This window comes from Paenibacillus sp. alder61 (genome assembly GCF_020179875.1).
Lineage (GTDB): Bacteria > Bacillota > Bacilli > Paenibacillales > Paenibacillaceae > Fontibacillus > Fontibacillus faecis.
The window spans coordinates 19,665-41,003 of the sequence record NZ_JAIUDG010000015.1 but is presented as its reverse complement, the minus strand read 5'-3'; the positions used below and the strand labels follow the sequence as shown (position 1 = coordinate 41,003).

The following is a 21,339-nucleotide window of genomic DNA, read 5'->3' as shown; positions in this document are numbered from 1 at the left end:
GTGATGATGTTTCAGCACATGTTTGCGGAAATGAATGAGATGTTGGATGAGGTTATTCAATTTTATCCAATCGCCCATGGCACCCAGAAACAGGATTTGGCCAAGAAGTGGAATTTGCTTCAACAGATGAGCGACTTAATTATTGAAGAGTGGCTGAATTTTGAAGAGAAAATGGGCGTATTCCGGCAGAGCTCCGCGAGTCCCCAAGGGAGTTCGGCCGCCAACCTGCCCGAATTGGATTGCGACGCGTTTGTCAAAGGACAGGGGTATTACAAACTTATGATGTTCCCGCAGGCGCTTGCCCAGTTTAAGGAGGCCTTGGAGCAATTTCCGGACAGTCCCTCGGCGCGCACGTATCTGGCGATGTGTCATATGCATCTGGAGGAAATGGACGAAGCCATCCCGCACTTTTGGCGCGTGCTTGAAGGCACGGAAAATAAACGGCTCCGGTCGATTATTTACAATGCTCTGGGCTGCATTGAGGCCCAAAGAGGCGGGCGCGCCAAAGCCAAGGAATATTTTACCTTGGCGCACTATCATGACCCTTCGCTGGCCGAACCGCTGTCGAACCTGGAAGCCTGCATGCGGAGCACCGGGAAACTGAAATACGGCAATGAACTGACCTCCCTGCTTTAAACAAGGAACTGATTCGGATTTATCCTATTTTGATCCATTTGGAAGAAACGGTGTGTCCCAAAATCGCGGGAGACATCGTTTTTTTTCTGGAGGGGGGCCTTTGGAGCGCTTCACACAATTTTCAAATCGGGCCACTTCTGTTATGCTGTAAAAGAGACTGGAACGAAAGGGACTTAGGAATCAATGAAATATGCCGTACTCGATTTTGAAACGACAGGAAACCAGTCCTCTGATGAAATTATTCAAGTAGGGCTTGCCATTATAGATGAAGAACAGAATATTTCCCAAGTTTATCGTTCCTTCGTAAAGCCGGGGATTCCGATCCCCCCGTTCATTACGAACCTGACGGGGATTACGGAAGAGGATGTCCAAGACGCGCCGGAACTGGATGAAGTCATGGTGGACCTGGTTCCTCTTTTGAGCGATACCGTGCTCGTCGGGCATAACGTCGCTTTTGATTTTAATTATTTGCAGAGCGCGCTCGATAAAACGGGATATTTACCGTTTACGGGGCGGATTCTCGATACGATGGATTTCTTGAAAATCTTTTTTCCTTCCCTGACCACCTATCAATTGGGGATGGTGGCCGCCGAGTTCGGCGTGGAGCATGAACGCCCGCATCAGGCCGACAGCGACGCCTTGGCGACGGCTCTGATCTTCCTGAAATGCCTGGACGAGCTCAAGGAACTGCCGCTAATCGTGGTGCAGCGTCTGGCGGACCTGTTCGCCGGCGAGGACAGCGATCTCGGCTGGTTCTTCGACGCCATGCTGCAGGAGAAGGAACGGGAGGGGGAAGCGAGTCCGGACGGCTTCGTGTATTACCGCCAGTTTGCGCTGCAGGTCGACGACTGGATGGATATCGAACCGGCCAGAAGTGATCTGGTTCACAACCCGCTCAAGGACGTTTCATTCGAGCAGTTTATGGAACAGGTCCGGGACCGCCTCAAGACGAAGCTGCCGGACTACGAGGAACGCGAAGCGCAGAATATGATGCTGTCCGAAGTCAGCAAGGCGTTTGCCGAGGACAAGCATCTGCTGATCGAAGCCGGGACAGGGACGGGAAAGTCGCTGGGGTACCTTTTGCCGGCCATTTATCACAGTGTAAAGCAGGATGAGAAGGTGATGGTCAGCACGCACACGATCAATCTGCAGGAGCAGCTGAGGGAAAGGGATGTTCCCCTGCTTACCGAAGCGGTTCCGTTCCCATTCCGGGCCGCCGTGTTCAAAGGGCGACAGCACTATTTGTGTTTGCGCAAATTTGAACATAAAATTAATAGAAGAGACTTTGCTTCACCTAAAGAAGAAATCATCACCGCCGCCCAGATGATCGTGTGGTTGGCGCAAACCGAGACGGGCGACGACGAGGAGCTGAACCTCGGAAACCGTGGAGGAGATTTCTGGGAAACCGTGGCGAGCGAGTCGGACTCCTGCCTCGGCCGATCCTGTCCATGGTTTCGCAAGTGCTATTATCACAAAGCGAAGCATGAAGCCGGCGTAGCGGACGTCGTCATCACCAACCATTCCAAACTGTTTACCGATATTCAGGCCGGACACCAGCTGCTTCCGGGTTACGAACGGTTGGTCATCGATGAAGCCCATCATTTGGAGGAAGTCGCCGGGAAACACCTGGGGCTCCAGATGAAGTATTTCACCGTTGTTCACACGCTCACCCGGTTATTCAAGGACAGCAAGACCGGGCAATTCCCGAATTTGCGCATGATGTTGGATCAGTCGGGAAGCGAAAAGTCGGGCGAGTGGTGCTCCGTCATCGACGGGCTGTATCCGACCCTGGTCGATGTGAAGGAAGTCTGGGACCGCCTGGCGGATCAGATGTTCAGCCTAATGCCGGAACGCAGCGACGCGGCGCCTGGAGATCCGGGGCAATTCGTGCTGCGCCTGCTGCCCCAGAAGAGACCGAAGCAATGGGATACGCTGGCTGAGCTGGAGAACCAGATTTATGTCGCTCTGGGCGACGTGATCCGCAAAGCGGAAAGGCTGATCGGCGAGTTGAAGGACGATGAGCATGACTTCGGCTATGACAGCCTGATCACCGATATCGGCGGCTTATTGAAGGACCTTGCCACCGAGCGGGAGGCGCTCCGCTTCTTTATCAAGCTGGAAGACGCGAATACCGTCTACTGGATCGAAGGCAACGGGAATTACCGCAGCAAATCGCTGCAAATTTTTGCGGTGCCGATCGATGTGAGCGCCCAATTGAAGGAATTTTTCTTCAACAAGAAGAAGAGTGTAGTGATGACCTCGGCGACCCTCTCGGTCGACAAGTCTTTCCAGTATATGATCGATCAATTGGGGCTTGCCGAAGCGGCGGAGCAGGATCGGCTCAATACCGCCATGCTCCCGTCCCCGTTCAATTACAGGGAGCAGGCGCTGCTGGTCATTCCGCGGGATTTTCCAAGTGTGAAAGGCAGCGTCGGAGACGACTATTTTGTTTCCACGCTCGTTCGGTCCCTGGCCGATACGGCGACCGCCACCCATGGCAGGATGCTGGTTCTGTTTACGTCCTACCGAATGCTGCGGCAGGTGTATGACCCGCTGAAGGAATTGCTTTCCGAGCGGGGCATCACCGTGATCGGGCAAGGGATGGACAGCGGGAGCCGGACGAAGCTGACCCGCAGGTTCCAAGGGCAGCACGCTTCGGTTTTGCTCGGCACGAGCAGTTTCTGGGAAGGCGTCGATATACCCGGGGAGGCTTTAACGAGTCTAGCCATCGTCCGGCTGCCGTTCCAACCGCCGAACCATCCGCTGGTGGAAGCCAAGAGCGAGCGGCTGCAGCAAGAGAAGAAGAACCCGTTCATGAAGCTATCCGTTCCCCAGGCCGTCATCCGTTTTAAACAAGGTTTCGGCAGATTGGTCCGCTCTTCGCAGGATCGCGGGATCGTGGTGGTTTATGATACTCGGATCTTGGAATCTTATTACGGTAAATACTTTTTATATTCTTTGCCCGGACCGAAAATGGAGCATATGCCGCTGGAGCAGATGGTGCCGCGGATTTCGGAATGGCTCAACGCCGGGGAATCTTAAGTGTTCCTCAAATCGTGTACGTAGGGGGAAATTTGATGAAATCGGAAAAAATCTCGGATGCGGTGGTTCGCCGCCTGCCGGTGTACCTGCGTTTTCTCAATGAACTCAGCCGCCGGGAGGTGCCGACGGTATCCTCGCAGGAGCTTGGGCAGAAGCTGGATCTGAATCCGGCTCAAATCCGCAAAGACCTGGCTTATTTCGGCGATTTCGGCCGCAAAGGGATCGGCTACGACGTATCGTATCTGATCGAGAAAATCCGTCAAATTCTGAATTTGGATCAGCAGATTAACGTCGCTTTAATCGGGGCCGGTAACCTGGGCCAAGCGTTGTCGAATTATAACGCGTACTTGAAAGATAATATGAAGATTGTGGCGGTTTTTGACGCATCCCCTCACAAGATCGGGACGCAGATCAACAATATTACGATTCAGCCGATCGACGAGTTGGTCGATACGGTCCGAAGCAACAACATCCGAATCGGGATCATCACCGTTCCCGATGTGGAGGCGCAGCGGGTTGCCGATCAATTGGTGGCTGCGGGAATCGGAGCGATTCTGAATTTCGCGCCGACCATCTTAAAGGTACCCTCCGAAGTGCGCGTTCATGCGGCGGATTTCACAACCGATTTGATGAGTTTGGCCTATTATCTGGATGCTGGAAAGGAACATACGGAACATGACGCGAAAATGGCTGATTAAAGACGGGACCTTTGCGGTGCAGGATCAGAAGACCCCTGTCATTCGGGGCTATATGCTGGTCGAAGGAGACCGGATCACATATGTCGGAACGGAGCGGCCGCAGGGCGTGGAAGGGGCCGAGACGTTTGACGGCAAGGGCCTGTTGTTTCTCCCCGGCTTGATTAATACGCACGGTCACGCGGCGATGTCGCTTTTGCGCGGCTACGGCGACGACATGGTGCTTCAGGAGTGGCTGCAGGAGAAGATGTGGCCGATGGAAGCGAAATTTACCGGCGAGGATGTTTATTGGGGAACGGCGTTGTCCGTGCTGGAGATGTTGAAAGGCGGGACCACCACCTTTTTGGATATGTACGACCATATGGACCAGGCGGCTGCCGTGGTCGAAAAATCGGGAATCCGCGCCGTTCTAACGCGCGGTGTCATCGGGCTCTGCCCGCCTGAAGTGCAGCAAAGCAAGCTGAACGAGGCGGTCAATTTTGCGCGCGAGTGGCACGGCAAGGCCGACGGGAGAATCACCACGATGATTTCGCCGCATTCTCCATATACTTGTCCTCCGGATTACATTGAAAAAATTGTGCAAGCGGCGCATGATCTCGATTTGCCGATGCACACGCACATGTCGGAGACGAGAGCCGAGGTGGAGCAAAATGTGGCCGACTACGGCGTCCGCCCGGTTCAGCACCTGCTGAATCTCGGCATGTTCAGCCGGCCGACGCTGCTGGCCCATGCCGTCCACTTGACGGACGAGGAAATCGGCGTTTTGGCCGAGCACCGGGTCGCGATATCTCATAATCCCGGAAGCAACCTGAAGCTGGCTAGCGGCGTGGCCCGCGTTCCCGAGCTGCTCAAGGCCGGGGTTACCGTATCGCTGGGTACGGATGGACCTGCCAGCAACAATAACCTCGATATGTTCGAGGAAATTCGTCTGGCGGCACTGATTCATAAAGGCGTATCGGGAGACCCGACGGCAGTTCCGGCGGCTGAGGCGCTGCGCATGGGGACGGAATACGGGGCGAAGTCGTTATTTCTCCAGGATACGGGTCGACTCGCTGCCGGCATGAAGGCGGATTTTATCGCCCTGAACACGGAACAGGCGCATTTTCTGCCTCGTACGGACTATATTTCCCATATCGTGTATTCGGCAGGGCCGAAAGATGTGGAGCATGTTTGGGTGAACGGCAAGCAAGTGGTCAAACATGGCGCTTGTCTCACGCTCGACGAGGAGAAAGTAAGGTTTGAAGCCCAAGCAGCGTTTGAGCGCCTTCTCGGCCGATAAGACGATCTATAGGATGTTGATACTACGCCGATCGGGGAAAGGAAGAGAAGGTTGAGAAACAGAACCAAATGGATCTTGCTCTCCCTTCTGATACTGGGGCTCGTCCTCATCGGGCTTCACCGCTACTATCTTTTTGTTGAGCAGGATTTATGGCGGGGAGAGAAGCAAGCGATTCAGCGGGCGATGCAAGAAACTGGGCTGACGGAGGCCGATGAGGTGTGGAAATCCGTCTGGGATCAGGTATGCTGGGTCGTGCAGGGGAAGGACGAAAACGGCCGGGAAGTGATGGTCTGGCTGCCGGAAAAGGGGACTCCGGAAGTGAAACCCATGGACGAGGGCGTATCGGAAAGTCAGATCCGGAAAATCATTAAAGACAAATTTCCCGGGATCACCCCTGTACGACTGATGCCGGGCATTTACAACGACCAATATGTATGGCAGCTCTTTTACAAAGAGAAAGCTCATCATTATTACCGGTTCTTCCGTTTCAGCGATGGAGAGCCGTTGGAAGAAGTGTTTACTTTGCCCAACCGGTAACATATTATTTCGATTGAACGGATGAATAAATTTGTGTTTTTGCCAAAAAGCAGTCCTTCGGGGCTGTTTTTTTGATAAAATTTAAAATAAATTCACAACTTGATTCGAAATCGTATATACGATGTGATATACTCATCTTTGTAAGTTTATTTTGCATACTCGTCTACTATTCACTGATATACTATTCATTTATATTTTTGTACACCAAGGAGGACATCAACGTGAAATTGCGTGTTGGACCGATTGTGGCTAGTGTGGCCGTATCCGCACTGTTGTTGTTCGGAGGATGGTTTGCATATCGACATTGGGCTGTGGAGAGCCCGTTTGAACATAAAGTCAACGCTATGGAAGGTGTAAGAAGTGTACAAACGAATATTACCCCAAAACAGGTGGAGTTGAAACTCGATTTGGAACCCGGGACGGATTTGGGGAGCCTCGTTCAGCAAATTGAGCGGGAGGGCGGCAAGTGGATCGGGAGCCGCGAGGTGAAGGTGGTCGTGGAAGACAAAGCCTCCGAGAAGCTGAACGATTTGTGGGACAAGGCTTTGTTCCCGATTGCCCAAGCTATGGAAAAGAAGGAGTACACCGATATAACGACTACACTGGATGAACTGCAAAAGCAGGTTAAAGGCGTTTCGGCCAAAGCGGAAATGGACGAGAACAACGTGTACATTACACTGACGGATGGTCAGGCGAGCAAGTTTGTCATCTTGCCTCGCGTACCGCAAACTTTGGGGGTGTGGCCTAATGCGTAAATGGATGATCGAAGTTGCGGTTGGGTTCGTTCCCGTCCTGCTCATATTTTTAGCTTTTGTCGGTTTTAATGTCATTCCGCTGCTCGTCGGCCTCGTGATGGTCGGTGCGCTGCTGACAGCCGTTAAAATGCGCGGCGGAATCGTCGCCACCGCTTCCCAGGAACGCAAGCGGAAGAAGGTGGCGTCGCCCGGTTTGACATTTGAAGAAATCGGCGGCCAAGACAGTGCCAAGCAGGAGCTTCGTGAAGCCCTCGACTTTATGGTGCGTCATGAAGAGATCAAGAAGTTCGGCATCCGCCCGCTGAAAGGGATTCTGCTGACCGGCCCTCCGGGGACGGGGAAAACGCTGATGGCGAAAGCGGCGGCCCAGTACACGAACGCCGTGTTTGTCGCGGCATCGGGCAGTGAATTTGTGGAGATGTATGTAGGCGTGGGGGCCAGCCGGATCCGCGACTTGTTCAAGGACGCCCGCACGCGCGCGGCGAAGGAAAACAAGGAGAATGCCGTCATCTTTATCGATGAAATCGATGTGATCGGCGGCAAACGCGAAGGCGGCCAGCAGCGGGAGTATGATCAAACGCTGAACCAGCTGCTGACGGAAATGGACGGCATTTACACGTCCGACACGCCGCGGATTTTGTTGATCGCCGCCACGAACCGCAAAGAGATGCTGGACAGTGCGCTGCTGCGTCCGGGACGCTTTGACCGCCATATCCAGGTCGATCTGCCGGACAAGAAGGGCCGTCGTCATATACTCGAAATCCACGCGAAGAACAAACCGCTGGCGCCGGAAGTGAATCTGGATAAGGTCGCGGAGGAATCCTACGGCTTCTCCGGGGCACAGCTGGAGAGCGTGATGAACGAAGCGGCGATTTACGCGATGCGCGATCAATTGGAGGAAATCAAGCAGAGCCATCTTTCGATGGCGATCGATAAAGTGATGATGGGCGAAAAGACCGACCGTCAATCGACCGAAGAAGAGAAACGGCGCGTAGCCGTCCATGAGCTTGGCCATGCGGTCGCCGCGGAGGTCGTCGCTCCGGGAAGCGTCAACCAGGTTGCGCTTAGTCCGCGCGGCAGGGCCTTGGGATACGTGCGGCATAATCCCCAGGAGGAAAAGTACCTGTACACCAAGCCGTATATTGAGGGGCAGATTATCATCGCGCTCGCGGGGGCAGCGGCGGAGGAAATTTACTACGGCGGACGCAGTACCGGTTCCAGCAACGACTTCGAACAGGCGCTGAACCTGGTTCAGACGATGATGACGTCCGGGTTGACCTCGCTCGGCATCATAAATATGGACATGGTGACCAAAGAGGTTCTCATGAAGGAAAACGCCAAAATTCTGGACGAGCTTGCGGCTCGGACCAAACAGATTTTGATCGACCATGCGGCCGTGTTCGACCGCTCCCTGGAAATTTTGCTCAAAGAAGAGCGCCTTTCCGGCGATCAGTTCCGTTGTCAATTTCGTGACAGCTTCAATTTACCGGCATGATTTATCATGCCGGTTATTTTTTTTTACTTTTTGCTCGTGCTAAGATATTATTATATGTTGGGTATAAAATGATGTATTATTCGACATCAGGGGTACAATATTATGGAGAGACCATGAAAGGATGGAGCGAGAGAACCATGAACTTCAAAAGAATAGGTGTCATTGGTGGCGGCACGATGGGCCAAGGCATCAGCGAAATGCTGGCGGCCAAGGGTCTGGATGTGCTACTCGTGGAAGAAACGACGGAGAAATTAAACCATGCGTACAGCATGATCGAAACGAGCCTGGACAAGCAGCTTGAGAAATGGGCGATTACCAAGGCGGAGAAGAAGCTGATCTTATCCAAAATTCATAAGGTGACTCATTTTGCCGAACTCGGTACCTGCGATATGGTCATCGAGACCATTTCGGAGGATTTGAATGCCAAGCGGGAGGTATTCAAACAGCTCGATCAAGTTTGTCCAAGCAATATTATTCTGGCCAGCAACACATCGACGCTCAGCTTGACGGAAATCGCCGGTTCGACGATGTATCCGGAGCGCGTGATCGGCATGCACTTTATTTATCCCGTAGCCAAAATCAACCTGGTGGAAATTATCCGCGGCTTGAAAACTTCGGATTCCACGTTTGAAGAAACAAAGCGGTTTGTGGAGGAAGTTGTCGATAAGCGCGGAATTATGGTATACGAATCCCCGGGCTTTGTGACTTCCCGGATTATCTGCCTGATGATCAACGAAGCGCTGCATGTGCTTGGTGAAGGCGTGGCCACCGCCGAGGACATCGATGACTCGATGCGCATCGGGTACCAGTTCCAATATGGTCCGCTCGAAATGGCCGACCGTTTCGGTCTCGATTCCGTCCTTGCCGCTCTGGAGCGGATGTTCCGCGAGTTCGGAGAACTGAAATACCGCCCTTCGTTTGTGCTGAAAAAAATGGTTCGCGCGGGCTCACTCGGTGTGAAGACGGGCGAAGGCTTTTTCAAATACGACAAGGATGGTGACCGGATATGAAAATTCTAGTTATTAACGCGGGAAGCTCCTCGTTGAAATATCAGCTGTACGATATGACGGACGAATCCGTGATGGCCAAGGGGCTTGTGGAACGGATCGGGATGGACTCCTCGATTCTGACGCATAAACCGACGGGCAAAGAAGAAGTAACCGAAGTCAGCGATATTCTGGAGCATACGACGGCGATTCGCAAAGTATTGGATAAACTGACCGATAAAGTACACGGCGTGCTGGAGTCGATCGACGAAATCGATGCCGTCGGCCATCGCGTCGTTCATGGTGGGGAAGCGTTCAAGAGTTCCGCGCTGATTACCGGTGAAGTCAAATCGGAAATCCGCCGGCTGTTCGACCTGGCTCCGCTGCACAATCCGCCAAGCATGATGGGGATCACGGCGGCTGAAGCCAACTTGCCGAATGTACCGCACACCGTCGTATTCGATACGGCTTTCCACCAAACGATGCCGGAGAAAGCTTATCTTTATGCGATTCCGAAGGTGCTTTACAAGAAACATAAAGTGCGCCGGTACGGGTTCCACGGGACGTCGCACGCTTATGTAAGCAAGGCGGCGGCCGAGTTCTTGAACCGTCCGATCGAAGATTTGAAAATCATTACCTGCCACATCGGGAATGGCGCGAGTTTGACAGCCGTCAAGGACGGTGTTTCCGTGGATACGTCCATGGGGATGACCCCGCTGGAAGGTTTGATTATGGGTACGCGCAGCGGTGACCTTGATCCAGCGATCGTCCCTTTTGTCATGAACAAAGAAGAGTTGACCATTAATGAAGTAAACTCCATGCTCAACAAACATAGCGGGCTGCTGGCGATTTCCGGAGCAAGCAGCGATATGCGCGATATTACGGACGGTATGGCGGCGGGCGAGCCGAACGCTACGCTGGCTTTTGAAATGTACGAATACCGTCTGCGCAAATACATCGGTTCGTATGCGGCGGCCATGAACGGGGTCGACGTGATCGTCTTCACGGCGGGTGTCGGCGAGAACTCCGCGGTCGTACGCGAGAAAGTATGCGAGAACCTGACCTATCTCGGCGTGGAAATCGACAAAGCGTTGAACCAGGTCCGTTCGGGTGATCCTCGCCGGATTTCGACGCCGAACTCCAAGGTCGAGGTACTTGTCGTACCGACGAACGAAGAGCTCGTGATCGCCCGCGATACGTTGCGTATCGTCAATGAAATGAAGTAATCTGGGGTAGAGCGTTTTATTATCTGGTGTGTTGGAGGAGATTAGAGCATGGCGATCAAAACAGTGATCCGTCAGGTGAAAGAGCATGTCGGCGAGACCGTCGTCATCGGAAGCTGGCTGAACAACAAACGTTCGAGCGGAAAAATCCAGTTTTTGCAGCTTCGGGACGGAACCGGCTATATTCAAGCGGTTGTCGTAAAGAGTGAGGTGTCGGAGGAAACCTGGAACCATGCCAAGAGCCTGACCCAAGAATCCTCGATGTATGTGACCGGCGTGATCCGTGAGGAGCCGCGCAGTCAATCCGGTTATGAGATGACGGTAACGGATTTGGAGATCATCCATTTGACCGAGAACTACCCGATTACACCGAAAGAGCATGGCGTAGATTTCCTGATGGACCATCGTCATCTCTGGCTGCGTTCGACGAAACAGCGCGCCATTATGGTGATCCGTGCGGAAATTATCCGTGCGGTTCAGGAGTTCTTTGACAAAAACGGGTTTACGCTGGTGGATCCCCCGATTTTGACCCCGACCAGTGCGGAAGGAACGACGAATTTATTCCATACGAAATATTTCGAGGAAGACGCCTACCTGACCCAAAGCGGCCAATTGTATATGGAAGCCGCCGCGATGGCGCTGGGCAAGGTTTATTCCTTTGGCCCGACCTTCCGGGCGGAGAAATCCAAAACGCGCCGTCACCTGATCGAGTTCTGGATGATCGAGCCGGAGATGGCGTTCACGGATCATGAAGAGAGCTTGAAGGTTCAGGAGCAATTCATTACCCATGTCGTACAATCGGTCCTCGCGAATTGTCGGGCCGAGCTGGAAGCGGTGGGACGGGATGTCTCCAAGCTGGAGAACATCCAGGCACCTTTCCCGCGAATTACGTACGATGACGCGATTGAGTTTTTGCACACCCAGGGCTTTGACATCCCTTGGGGCGAAGATTTTGGAGCGCCGCACGAAACGGCGATCGCCGAACGTTACGACAAACCGGTCTTCATTACGCATTATCCCGCAGGAATTAAGGCGTTCTATATGAAACCGGACCCGAATCGTCCGGAAGTAGTGCTGTGCGCCGATATGATCGCGCCGGAGGGCTACGGGGAAATCATCGGCGGTTCGCAGCGGATCGACGACCCGGAGCTGATGTTAGCCCGGTTTAAGGAGCATCATCTTTCCGAGGAAACCTATCAATGGTATCTCGATTTGAGAAAATACGGTTCCGTCCCTCACTCCGGCTTCGGATTGGGGCTGGAGCGGACGGTAGCCTGGATTTGCGGACTGGATCATGTTCGGGAGACGATTCCGTTCCCTCGTATGCTGTACCGCCTTTATCCATAAGAAGGGTGAGAACTAGAAGGGATGACCGATAGCTGGAAAATATGGGCCAGAGGAATATCGTTCGGCCTGGAATCCGGGACGGTGAATGTTCCGCATGCGCTGCTGGCGCATTACCGGGATCTGCGCTTGTCCGACAAAGAGGTCATGCTGCTTCTCCAGCTGCTCGCCTTTAAACAGGAGCGCAACGATTTTCCGACCCTGGATCAATTGGAACGGCGGATGGGGATCGCTCCGGATGAGCTGTCCCAAATGATCCGCAAGCTGCTGAAGGACGGTTGGCTCAGCATTGATGAAGAGGAAGAGACCGCGACCGGTATTCGCTCGGAGTGTTATAACCTGGCCGGCATGTACGAGAAGTTGGGGATGCATCTGGCGCAGCTGCGGGCCGCAGCGGCCAAACAGCAAGCCCAAGAACGCATTTTGCCGGAAGCCGCGAAAGAGGAGCAGGAGCGGAATCTCTTTGTCATTTTTGAGAAAGAGTTCGCCCGTCCTTTGTCTCCGATGGAATGCGAGACCATTTCCGGTTGGGTGGATCAGGACGGCTACGCGGAGGAATTGATCCTGCTGGCATTGAAGGAAGCGGTGTTTGCCGGAAAAGTCCATTTCCGCTATATCGACCGCATCCTGCTGGAATGGAGCCGCAACCGCGTAAAAACGGCGGCGGATGCGAAGGCGTATACGCAGCGATTCCGGGCGGGCGGACGGTAATATAACGAATGTTTCAAGATCGAAAACCTTATTCTGGTGACGAACCGGAATAAGGTTTTTTTATGTCAGATTGATCTCTTAAAAAATAAAATAAAAAAATTTCGATAAGGAATTGTCATCCAATGAAGGAAGTGGTATTATAGTCAATGACCAAATGACCAAAATTACAAAGTGGTCAGTAAGTCCATTTTCTTGTAAGGAGGGGTATTTTTTGGCGGAAGCAGTAAATCGTCGTGACTGGGTAGTGGAGGCGGCCGAACGGTCATTTTCACTATTTGGCTATAAAGCAACGACTATGGACCAGGTAGCCAAAATTGCAAATGTGGCCAAAGGAACTATCTACACTTTTTTTTCGAATAAAGAAGAACTTTTTGATGAAATTCTCAGTTCGATTATTGCGGAGATGAAGCTCATTGTCGATCGAACAGTTAGAGAGGATAAGCCGTTTTTTGAGAACTTGTACCAAAGCATGGATGCCCTATTGGAATACAGAAGCAAGCATGAACTTCTGGCAAAATTGTTCCAAGAGGTCCGTAGTTTTGGGACACAGCAAGCTAAAGAAGGATTGGATAAAGTAGAGAGTGCAATTTTAGGCTACTTGGAGAAACAGATTGCGATCGCCGGCCAAAATGGGGAAATCCAGTCTTTCGATCCGAAAATCGTCTCATTTGTGATGCTGAAGCTATACATAGCCTTGACTGTGGATTGGAACCAAAATAATGAACCTTTAACTAAAGAACAGATAAAGGAATTCGTTGAGGTTTTTCTGGCTGGAGGACTTTCGGTAAAGAATCGTAAATAAAGAGAAATATAATGCGGATGCGGGAGAGAACGAATATGGGAAAAATTAATTTATCATGGATTGCTAAGGCGTCGATTTATGTAGTTATTTGTGCGTTGATCGCGACTGGTATTTGGATAGTAAGTTCAAATCAAATTACAATGGGCAGCGAGCAGGTTAACCGCCCTACCGCTTTTATAGCGGCTGATCAATCCAGTGTTAGCTTTAAAGTAGGTGGACGTATTAAGCAAATTTTGGTCGAAGAAGGCGACCAGGTTAAAAAAGGGGACGTGCTCGCTTATATCGAAAGCGAGGAAATTAATGCCAAGGTTGCTCAAGCTAAGGCTGCTGTGGCAGTGACTGAAGGGCAAATCGGGCAGGCTCAAGCTTCCATCAATGCAGCCAAGACCAAGAAGCAACAAGGGAAAGGTGCGGTTTCGCTCACGTCAGATACCATTGATAAGCAAATCGAGCAAGCCGAGGCCGTCGTTGCAGCGGCTCAAGCTAAGGTGGATGCGCTAAAAGCGGGAGCTCGGCCGCAAGAAATCAATCAGGCTCAAATTCAGGTGGACGCAACAAACAAAGCTTTGGAAGTGGCGAAAGATACTTTGACTCGTACAGAAGACCTCTATGCGCAGGGATTGGTTAGTCAGGCTGATCTGGATAAAGCTAAAGTAGCAAATGTACAAGCGGAAGCTTCTTATAACGCTGCCGTCGAACAGCTTGCATTGGCTAAGGAAGGCGCGCGTACAGAAGAGATCAAAGCGGCCGAGGCAGCACTTCACCAAGCGCAGGCCGCTTTAGGTTTGGCAAAGGCAAACAAGGCACAGGTGGCCATCAAAGAACAGGATGTGGATGCGGCGGATGCGATGGTTCAACAAGCTGAAGCGGCGTTACAGACGGCACAGTCGGGCAAACAACAAGCATCTGCCGCTTTGGCCGAAGCGAAGACGTATCTGAGCTATACTAAATTGTTTGCCCCGGCGGACGGGTATATCGTATCACAATCCGCACAACTGGGCGAAATTGTGGGCTCTGGTTTTCCGGTATTTACGCTGCAGGAAACCAATAGCATCAAAACCGCTAAATTTTATTTGCCGGAAACAGAAATGGTGGGAATCGAAAAGGGAAACATTGTAAAGGTCAAGTTGGTGTCAAGCGGTAAAATGATTAAAGGCAAAGTGGTTTCCGTTGCCCAAGCGGCCACATTCGCTTCGCAGAAGGCAACTCAGAATACGGGCGACTTCGATATTCGTTCTTTTGGTGTCAAAGTGCAGTTGATGGATTTGCCTTCAAGCGTCCCGGTCGGTATGACAGTAGAATGGTACGGCAAGGAAAACGGAACGTCCCAAGGAGAAAAAGCAGGTGAAGTCAAGTGAACAACATTACAGTAGGAAGCGCCCTGTATGATGAATGGAAGAAAATCCTGCGAGATCGGGTTATTTTTGTAATTCTCCTTATCGGGCCAATTTTTTATACGTTTTTCTTTGCATCTCTATATAATCAGCGTGCCGTAACGGAAATTCCTACTATCGTTTATGATGAGGATCACAGTGAGTTAAGCCAGGAAATCATCCAGGCGATGGATGCGCATCAATCGATTAAAATCGTCGGGGAAGTTTATTCGAATAAGGAAGTAAGGGAAGCTATCGACAATGGAAAGGCTAGAGCTGCCGTCGTTATCCCTTATGATTTAGAAGCCAAATTGAAGCATGGAACGGTAACACCGGTCATTACCTTTGTTGACGGGACGAACCTGATGATCACAAACTCCGTGATTAAAGGGGCCAATGAAGTTATCGCTACCTACAGTTTTGGGGCCTCCTCGAAAAAATTGCAGCAACAGGGGCTTCAGGATGAGCAGATCAGCACGACTTTATCAAACATTCCATTTAGCGCCCGGACTTTGTACAATCCAACGTTTGATTATGAGGATTTTCTGGTGATCGGGATGGCGGCCACGACGTTACAGCAGGTGATATTCATGGCCGTCGGGATGTCCGTGGCGAGGGAAAAAGAAGATCAAACTTGGGACAGATTTGCCGTATGGAAAAGAAGTCCTTGGAAGATAGCGTTTGTGAAGATGTTTCCATACTTTATTGTCAGTGTACTAAATGTCTTTGTAGTATTGTCCATCCTTACATCGGTGTTTAAGTTGTCATTCCATGGATCGGTATGGTCTATCCTGTTGGCGGGGGTCGTGTTCTCTTTCACGGTGAGTTCCATTGGTTATTTTCTCAGCCTGGTCGCTCCTAACAAAATTGTGGCCCTGCAGGTTTCGATGCTGGTCGCCCTCCCGTCGTTTTCTTTATCGGGTCATTCTTGGCCGTTGGAAGCCATGCCTAAATTCCTGGCATTCATAGCGCATGGATTGCCGTTAACATATTTTCTCGATTCATTGCGGACAGTTATGTTAAAGGGATTGCCAACCCATCACATTTTGAACAATTGTGTTGCCACTGCTGTAATCGGATTAATCACCTTGTTGACAGCACTGCTTTATTCCCGGTTTATCTCCTTTCGCAAACTGGATGAAGGGCAACAAACGGACATGGCTGACCATGCAGCTCCGCTTACTACACAGTCGTTCAGTGCTGCGCCATCCACAACTACTTCTGTTTAGATGATATGTTTAGGAATAGTCCGAATATAGTTGAGAGGAAGCATTCTAATGAAAAAAGGGATTCTTGTATTTGCAACTTTGCTGCTATTTCTCGGAAATGGTCCGGTTTCAGCAGATAATAATCCGTTAACCGATTTGAAAAAGGTAGACCGTTTGGATTTGGAGACCGCTATTAAAATGACGGTCGATAATTCTTATAATTTGTCTCTTTTGCAGTTGAAATTCAATGCCTTGGATAACAAGCAGGATGATTTGAAGGCTCAAATGAAAGATCTGCCTGAGCCTGGTTCTGTATCTTCCTACAGGCTGCCAACGAGCCCAGCCGATATCGTGAGCGATCCCAAATACGGCATTCCCAATACGGCTAATCCTGAGCAATTGCTTTGGCTAGGTCCCACGATTGAGGCGAATACGGTTATCAACAAAATGATGGACGGGATGGGGGATATCGTTGAAGGGATGAACAAGTTAATACGTTCTCAGCGAAATCAATTGGAAATTGCGATCGAGCAAATGGATACCAACAAAAAGACAACACTGGTGGAGACTGATAAAGCTAAAGAGGCTGCGAAATTACAAATGACTTCGGAGTATGTGACACTGTTGTCCAAAAAGGAACAGATCGAAACAACCAAAGAATATATCGAATTGCTTGAGAATGATGTAGTGAGGGCTCAAAGCCTCGAAAAGTCGGGGGGCGGATCTAAAGAAAACATAGTGAAGACGACCCGGGCTGTTCGCGAGCAAAAGGAGCAACTGGAAATTTTGGAAAAGGCCTATCAAGTCGATTTGGTGCAACTCAGTTTTGATTTGGGCATCGAATACAAGCCGGACTTGATTCTCGAAGAGGTCACCCTGACGGAACCCCAGCCTGTCGAGCGAAAAGAAAGGAACCAGATTCTGGCTAAATCTTACGATATAAAAATAAAATATAATGATATCGAGCAAGCGAGATGGGAAGAAATTCATACGAATACTTCAGGTGAGGACGGGAAGGATTACTTGGATATAAGTACCCGGATTAAGGAGATGCAAGGGGAACAACTGTTGGTAGAACAAGCCAAGAAAATCGATCAAGTCTATAACGAAGCGGAAACCGCGTATCTTCAGGTGTTGTCAGCGACTGAACAGAGCAAGGATGCTCTGGAGGATTACAACAACAATTATATCCGGTTTGAGAAAGGATTTATCTCCGCTTTTGATATGAATAAACTGAAGTTTACTCTTACGCAGGCTCAAACTAAAGAAAAGTTGGCTAAGTTGAAGTACTTTGCTCTGACCCAAAAGGTATCGTCCATGGAGAATGGTCTGATCATTTAGTATGAACCGGGGCCTTAAATGCTATTTTTTACATGAAGTACACATTCGTATCATATATATCTAGAAGTGATATGGTAGATTAAATATATGTAAATCTAGCAAATTCCGAAAGGGGATCGCCGTTTGATAGGCTGGATTATTTACAAGCATTTGCCCCAGGATGTAAAGCCGGAAATGTATGAGATTCGGCGCCTTGTCGAGGAGGCGGAGCGGCAGGGAATCGAAATCCGCGTGCTGGCTCCGGAGCAGTTTGAACTGATCGTGACGCGGGACGACCGCAAGAGCGTGATGGTGGACGGGGAAGTATTGCAACTGCCCGACTTTGTTTTACCTCGGATGGGAGCGGGAACGAACTATTTTGGGCTCGCCTTGATCCGGCATCTCGAGAGGCTCGGCGTGCGGACGTTCAATTCCTCGCAAAGCATCGATACGGTCAAGGATAAGTTGTTTACCCAGCAGATTTTGGCGGAGCATAACTTGCCGGTTCCTAAGACGATGCTGATCCGTTCCAAAGTGGACGTTAACTTGGTGGAGAAACACCTTGGGTTTCCGGTCGTGGTCAAAACGATTTCGGGGTCCCAGGGAAGCGGCGTATTTTTGGCCGAGACGAAATCCAAATTTATCGACCTGCTGGAGATGATCAACGCCTACAAGGAAAATGCGACGATGATTCTGCAGGAATTTGTCGAATCTAGTCGCGGCATGGATTTGCGGGTGCTGACCATCGGAGGGCGGGCCGTGGCTGCGATGAAGCGAAGCTCGGGGAACGACAGCTTTAAGGCGAATTATTCGCGGGGCGGGACTGTGGAGCCCTATGAGATCACGCCCGAAATGGAGTGGCTGGCGTTGGAAACGGCGCGGCTGCTGAATTTGGATATCGCGGGCATCGATCTGCTGTTTGACGGGGATCACTACAAAATCTGCGAAGCGAATTCCTCCCCGGGATTTGAAGGGATCGAATCCTGCTGCAGTGTGAATATCGCGGAGGAGATTTATAATTTTCTGCGCGTTCGCTTGAACCGTTTTGATGAATAACGCGGATGCTGCGATCCGAAGGTATGGATGAAAAAAAGCGGGCCGCCCGGGATAATATCCCGGGCGGCCCGCTTTTCGCGGCTTCTCGCTATGATTTGCGGATGTTTTTGTTACGGCAGCAGCAGGCTCACCAGTTTTGCGGCTTCTGCGCGTGTCGCCGGCATTCCGGGACGCAGGCTGCCATCGACGTATCCTTTTAAGAAGCCGAGCCGCTGTGCCTGGGCAAACGAATCCTTCGCCCAGGCCGGCACTTGATCCGCGTCGCTCGCGTTTAAAGCGGAGGCGGCGGGCAGCCCGTTTGAACGGCTGTTTGCGTAAGCCTGCATGAACAGCGTGAACATTTGAGCGCGGGTAATCGGCTGCGCGGCCGCGGCCGCGTTTGTGTCCCCGCCCTCTTCCGGAAGGCCTTGCGCGCGGGCCAGGGCCGAAACGAAATCGGCGCGCGTGATAGGCTCGGCAGGACTGAATTCGGTGTCCGAGCTCCCGGATAAAAGGCCGTAGGATATGGCTTTTTCGATTTCCGCCTTGGCCCAGTGATGATCCGGCACGTCGAGGAAACGGGTGACGGCCATTTGCGGTTGGCCGGCCGCGGATTGCTGCAAAAATCCGTAGATCGCCTTGGCGATCTCTTGGACCACCGGGTTGCCGATGGCTTGCGCCTCGTCGAAGTCTTCGGTCGTCGTCACCTCCGTCAGCACCGCCACCGCCATTTCGCGGCCCGGAACGAGAAAGTAGCCGGTATCGTGCGTGACATTGGCGTTTTCGCCGGTTTTATGGGCGATTTTCGCGCCTTGGAGGGCGGCCCCGAATTTCGTGTCGACTTCCTGGGCGAGCATCCAGCCGATGATCGTATCCTTTGATTTCTCCGTTAAAAAGCTATGCTTATAAATGCGATCCAGCAAGGTTATCAGATCGGCCGCGTTAATGAAGTTGTCCTGCTCCGGCGTGGGTGCGGCCGCGAACATTTTCCGGCCGAGATGCATGACCTCCAGGTTTAGTTGATCCATCAGTTCCTGTACCCGCTTGAGGCCGACGACGTCGATCAAGACGTTGGTCGCCGTATTGTCGGATTGGGTAATCATCAGGCGGGCCAGCCGTTCCAAGCTGACCTCCTGGGGGAATTTCTCCTTCTGAAGCGAGCCGGTGCCTCCGACCACATCATCGGGTTCGACGGTAACGGTATCTTCCAGTGTGAGGGCGCCCCGGTCCACTTGCTGCATCAAAGCGGCCACCAGTGCCAACTTGATGGTGCTTGCGGGCTTGTAGGCTTCCTTGGACCCGAGGAGCGTCTCCTCGTTCCCGAAATAGCCGCTCAAATCCTTTAACCCGACGGAAACCCGGATGCCTTTGGTCGCCGCTTCATCAATGAGAGCTTGAACCGACCTCTTCAAGTCACTTATGTCAGCTGCCGCGGAGGCGGCGGGAACCGCCCCCGGGGTGATGATCGTCAGCAGCATGGAGAGTGTGAGAGTTGCTGTAATCAGTAACTTTTTGCGCCTCTGTAACGTTTTGTTCATGTAGGCTTCCTCCCGGTAATTAGAATGGGTGTGCGGAGTGTCGAATTATTTAGCCGGGAGTTCGATCTGCCCGTAGCCGTAAGTATCGAACCAGTTTTGAAGGGTCGCGAAATCTTTCGTAAACGACAGACCGAGCAGCAGCATCATTCTGGCATGTTGGGCATTCAGGTTGTCGCCCGCGATGATGCCTTTGCCTTCGGAATAGTTGCTGCCCGAGCCCGTGCGTGTCGTCGTCACGAATACGACGCCTTGCTCGATCGCTTTGGCGCGCTCTTCGCTCATCGCTTTGGAGATGCCTCCGGCGCCCGTGCCGGCCGTGACGATCCCTTTGGCCCCGCCAGCAACAAAAGCGCTGATGGCGCCTGAACCGGCATCCTGATAGGAGTAGGCGATTTCCACTTTGGCCAAATCATTTTTGGTAATTTTGGTGAGGTCAAACGGCGTCGCCCAATCCTTTGCGGCTTTTAGGGCACGGAAGGGAGCACGGTAAACTCGGATGTTGTTTTCGTCGATATAACCTAAAGCGCCGATTTGGGGCGTGACGAAGGTATCGGTCCGGTAAGAATTCGTCTTGGTTACTTCGCGAGCGGCATGAAATTCATCATTCAGCATCAATACGGTGCCGAAATATCGGGTTTTTCCGCTGGCGGCCAATTTAATGGCGTTGTACAGGTTGGCCTGAGCGTCGGATCCGATTACCGTCCATGGACGCATGGACCCGGTTACCACGACCGGTTTCGGACTCCGGACCGTGAGGTCGAGGAAATAGGCGATCTCTTCCATCGTATCCGTTCCGCTGGTCACGACGACGCCGTCCTGGGTTTTTAGCGCTTCATCGACCTTGAGGGACAAGTCGTATAATTGCTGAATCGTATAGGCGCTGGATCCCGAATTTCCGAATTGATGCGTAGTGACTTCGGCGATCTTATCCTTGTTCGGCAGCGCCCGGACCATATCTTCGATCAGAAGGGTTCCCGCTTTGTAATTCGTAAAGCTCGTTTCGTCTACCGATTTCCCGGCCAGCGTACCGCCGGTGGCGATGACCTGAACCTTGGGCAGTGACTTGGCGGTTTGGGCGTTCGCCGCGGATGCGCCCGATTCGGCGGCGGAAGCGCGGGGCAGCGGAATGGCCGGGAGACCGGCGGCCGTGAAAGCGAGACCGGCGGCGAGTATCCATTTCAAGGTATGGGATTTCCAAGTGTTCATAAGATCAACCTCCATGATGTGATTTGTTAACCGTATGTAATATAAACTAACATTGAATTGGTTAACTGACTGGATTATAGAATGATGTGAGGTTTTTTAACAAGTGAGGAATATAGCGAAGTAAGCGTTGTAAACCTAGTTTTCCTGCAAATAT

At 51.7% G+C, this 21,339-nt stretch carries 18 protein-coding genes; 16 read left to right on the top strand and 2 right to left on the bottom strand.

Annotated features, from left to right (window positions below; translation table 11 throughout):
• Positions 1-3: 3 nt before the first annotated feature.
• The 16 genes from LBW89_RS16700 (at position 4) to LBW89_RS16625 (ending at position 18,462) form a co-directional block, all read left to right on the top strand.
• Positions 4-636, top strand: coding sequence for a tetratricopeptide repeat protein (locus LBW89_RS16700; RefSeq protein WP_225039588.1), 633 nt, complete (start codon positions 4-6; stop codon positions 634-636).
• 183 nt (positions 637-819) lie between these two features.
• Positions 820-3,678 carry an ATP-dependent DNA helicase DinG gene (gene dinG / locus LBW89_RS16695; protein ID WP_148451941.1) on the top strand — a complete coding sequence of 953 codons (2,859 nt, stop codon included), beginning with the start codon at positions 820-822 and terminating at the stop codon, positions 3,676-3,678.
• A 35-nt stretch (positions 3,679-3,713) separates the two neighbouring features.
• Entirely contained in the window at positions 3,714-4,376 is a 663-nt protein-coding gene (locus LBW89_RS16690; protein WP_148451942.1) for a redox-sensing transcriptional repressor Rex, read from the top strand.
• Positions 4,354-5,652: an amidohydrolase gene (locus LBW89_RS16685; protein WP_225039586.1), complete on the top strand. Its 1,299-nt coding sequence runs from the start codon at positions 4,354-4,356 to the stop codon at positions 5,650-5,652. Before LBW89_RS16690 ends, LBW89_RS16685 begins: the two co-directional genes overlap by 23 nt.
• Before the next feature lie 51 nt (positions 5,653-5,703).
• Positions 5,704-6,189, top strand: a complete 486-nt coding sequence (locus LBW89_RS16680) for a DUF5590 domain-containing protein (RefSeq protein ID WP_148451944.1) — start codon at positions 5,704-5,706, stop codon at positions 6,187-6,189.
• Positions 6,190-6,410: 221 nt separating this feature from the next.
• Positions 6,411-6,944 carry a hypothetical protein gene (locus LBW89_RS16675; protein ID WP_148451945.1) on the top strand — a complete coding sequence of 178 codons (534 nt, stop codon included), beginning with the start codon at positions 6,411-6,413 and terminating at the stop codon, positions 6,942-6,944.
• Positions 6,937-8,439 carry an AAA family ATPase gene (locus LBW89_RS16670; protein ID WP_148451946.1) on the top strand — a complete coding sequence of 501 codons (1,503 nt, stop codon included), beginning with the start codon at positions 6,937-6,939 and terminating at the stop codon, positions 8,437-8,439. The genes LBW89_RS16675 and LBW89_RS16670 overlap by 8 nt, the downstream gene beginning before the upstream one ends.
• A gap of 137 nt (positions 8,440-8,576) precedes the next feature.
• Positions 8,577-9,449, top strand: a complete 873-nt coding sequence (locus tag LBW89_RS16665; protein ID WP_148451947.1) for a 3-hydroxyacyl-CoA dehydrogenase family protein — start codon at positions 8,577-8,579, stop codon at positions 9,447-9,449.
• Positions 9,446-10,651, top strand: coding sequence for an acetate/propionate family kinase (locus tag LBW89_RS16660; RefSeq protein ID WP_148451948.1), 1,206 nt, complete (start codon positions 9,446-9,448; stop codon positions 10,649-10,651). The genes LBW89_RS16665 and LBW89_RS16660 overlap by 4 nt, the downstream gene beginning before the upstream one ends.
• 48 nt (positions 10,652-10,699) lie before the next feature.
• Positions 10,700-11,995 (top strand): asparagine--tRNA ligase, encoded by a 1,296-nt coding sequence (gene asnS, locus LBW89_RS16655; protein WP_148451949.1) that lies wholly within the window; start codon positions 10,700-10,702, stop codon positions 11,993-11,995.
• A 21-nt stretch (positions 11,996-12,016) separates the two neighbouring features.
• Positions 12,017-12,703: a DnaD domain-containing protein gene (locus tag LBW89_RS16650; RefSeq protein ID WP_148451950.1), complete on the top strand. Its 687-nt coding sequence runs from the start codon at positions 12,017-12,019 to the stop codon at positions 12,701-12,703.
• A 211-nt stretch (positions 12,704-12,914) separates the two neighbouring features.
• Positions 12,915-13,505, top strand: a complete 591-nt coding sequence (locus tag LBW89_RS16645) for a TetR/AcrR family transcriptional regulator (protein WP_225039585.1) — start codon at positions 12,915-12,917, stop codon at positions 13,503-13,505.
• Between the two features lie 35 nt (positions 13,506-13,540).
• Positions 13,541-14,863, top strand: coding sequence for an HlyD family secretion protein (locus LBW89_RS16640; protein ID WP_148451951.1), 1,323 nt, complete (start codon positions 13,541-13,543; stop codon positions 14,861-14,863).
• Entirely contained in the window at positions 14,860-16,107 is a 1,248-nt protein-coding gene (locus tag LBW89_RS16635) for an ABC transporter permease (protein WP_148451952.1), read from the top strand. The genes LBW89_RS16640 and LBW89_RS16635 overlap by 4 nt, the downstream gene beginning before the upstream one ends.
• Before the next feature lie 48 nt (positions 16,108-16,155).
• Positions 16,156-17,427: a TolC family protein gene (locus LBW89_RS16630; RefSeq protein WP_148451953.1), complete on the top strand. Its 1,272-nt coding sequence runs from the start codon at positions 16,156-16,158 to the stop codon at positions 17,425-17,427.
• Between the two features lie 123 nt (positions 17,428-17,550).
• Entirely contained in the window at positions 17,551-18,462 is a 912-nt protein-coding gene (locus tag LBW89_RS16625) for an ATP-grasp domain-containing protein (protein WP_148451954.1), read from the top strand.
• Positions 18,463-18,572: 110 nt separating this feature from the next.
• Here LBW89_RS16625 and LBW89_RS16620 read toward each other — a convergent pair whose 3' ends face one another.
• Positions 18,573-19,979 carry a serine hydrolase gene (locus LBW89_RS16620; protein ID WP_148451955.1) on the bottom strand — a complete coding sequence of 469 codons (1,407 nt, stop codon included), beginning with the start codon at positions 19,977-19,979 and terminating at the stop codon, positions 18,573-18,575.
• Positions 19,980-20,024: 45 nt separating this feature from the next.
• Positions 20,025-21,185, bottom strand: a complete 1,161-nt coding sequence (locus LBW89_RS16615; protein ID WP_148451956.1) for an asparaginase — start codon at positions 21,183-21,185, stop codon at positions 20,025-20,027.
• Between the last annotated feature and the right edge of the window lie 154 nt (positions 21,186-21,339).

Bases quoted from the DNA above. Each gene is read 5' to 3' on its own strand.
- LBW89_RS16615 (WP_148451956.1), bottom strand. From the start codon at position 21,185: ATGAACACTTGGAAATCCCATACCTTGAAATGGATACTCGCCGCCGGT.
- LBW89_RS16685 (WP_225039586.1), top strand. From the start codon at position 4,354: ATGACGCGAAAATGGCTGATTAAAGACGGGACCTTTGCGGTGCAGGAT.
- LBW89_RS16620 (WP_148451955.1), bottom strand. From the start codon at position 19,979: ATGAACAAAACGTTACAGAGGCGCAAAAAGTTACTGATTACAGCAACT.
- LBW89_RS16670 (WP_148451946.1), top strand. From the start codon at position 6,937: ATGCGTAAATGGATGATCGAAGTTGCGGTTGGGTTCGTTCCCGTCCTG.
- dinG (WP_148451941.1), top strand. From the start codon at position 820: ATGAAATATGCCGTACTCGATTTTGAAACGACAGGAAACCAGTCCTCT.
- LBW89_RS16665 (WP_148451947.1), top strand. From the start codon at position 8,577: ATGAACTTCAAAAGAATAGGTGTCATTGGTGGCGGCACGATGGGCCAA.
- LBW89_RS16700 (WP_225039588.1), top strand. From the start codon at position 4: ATGATGTTTCAGCACATGTTTGCGGAAATGAATGAGATGTTGGATGAG.
- LBW89_RS16660 (WP_148451948.1), top strand. From the start codon at position 9,446: ATGAAAATTCTAGTTATTAACGCGGGAAGCTCCTCGTTGAAATATCAG.
- LBW89_RS16650 (WP_148451950.1), top strand. From the start codon at position 12,017: ATGACCGATAGCTGGAAAATATGGGCCAGAGGAATATCGTTCGGCCTG.
- asnS (WP_148451949.1), top strand. From the start codon at position 10,700: ATGGCGATCAAAACAGTGATCCGTCAGGTGAAAGAGCATGTCGGCGAG.
- LBW89_RS16630 (WP_148451953.1), top strand. From the start codon at position 16,156: ATGAAAAAAGGGATTCTTGTATTTGCAACTTTGCTGCTATTTCTCGGA.
- LBW89_RS16640 (WP_148451951.1), top strand. From the start codon at position 13,541: ATGGGAAAAATTAATTTATCATGGATTGCTAAGGCGTCGATTTATGTA.
- LBW89_RS16690 (WP_148451942.1), top strand. From the start codon at position 3,714: ATGAAATCGGAAAAAATCTCGGATGCGGTGGTTCGCCGCCTGCCGGTG.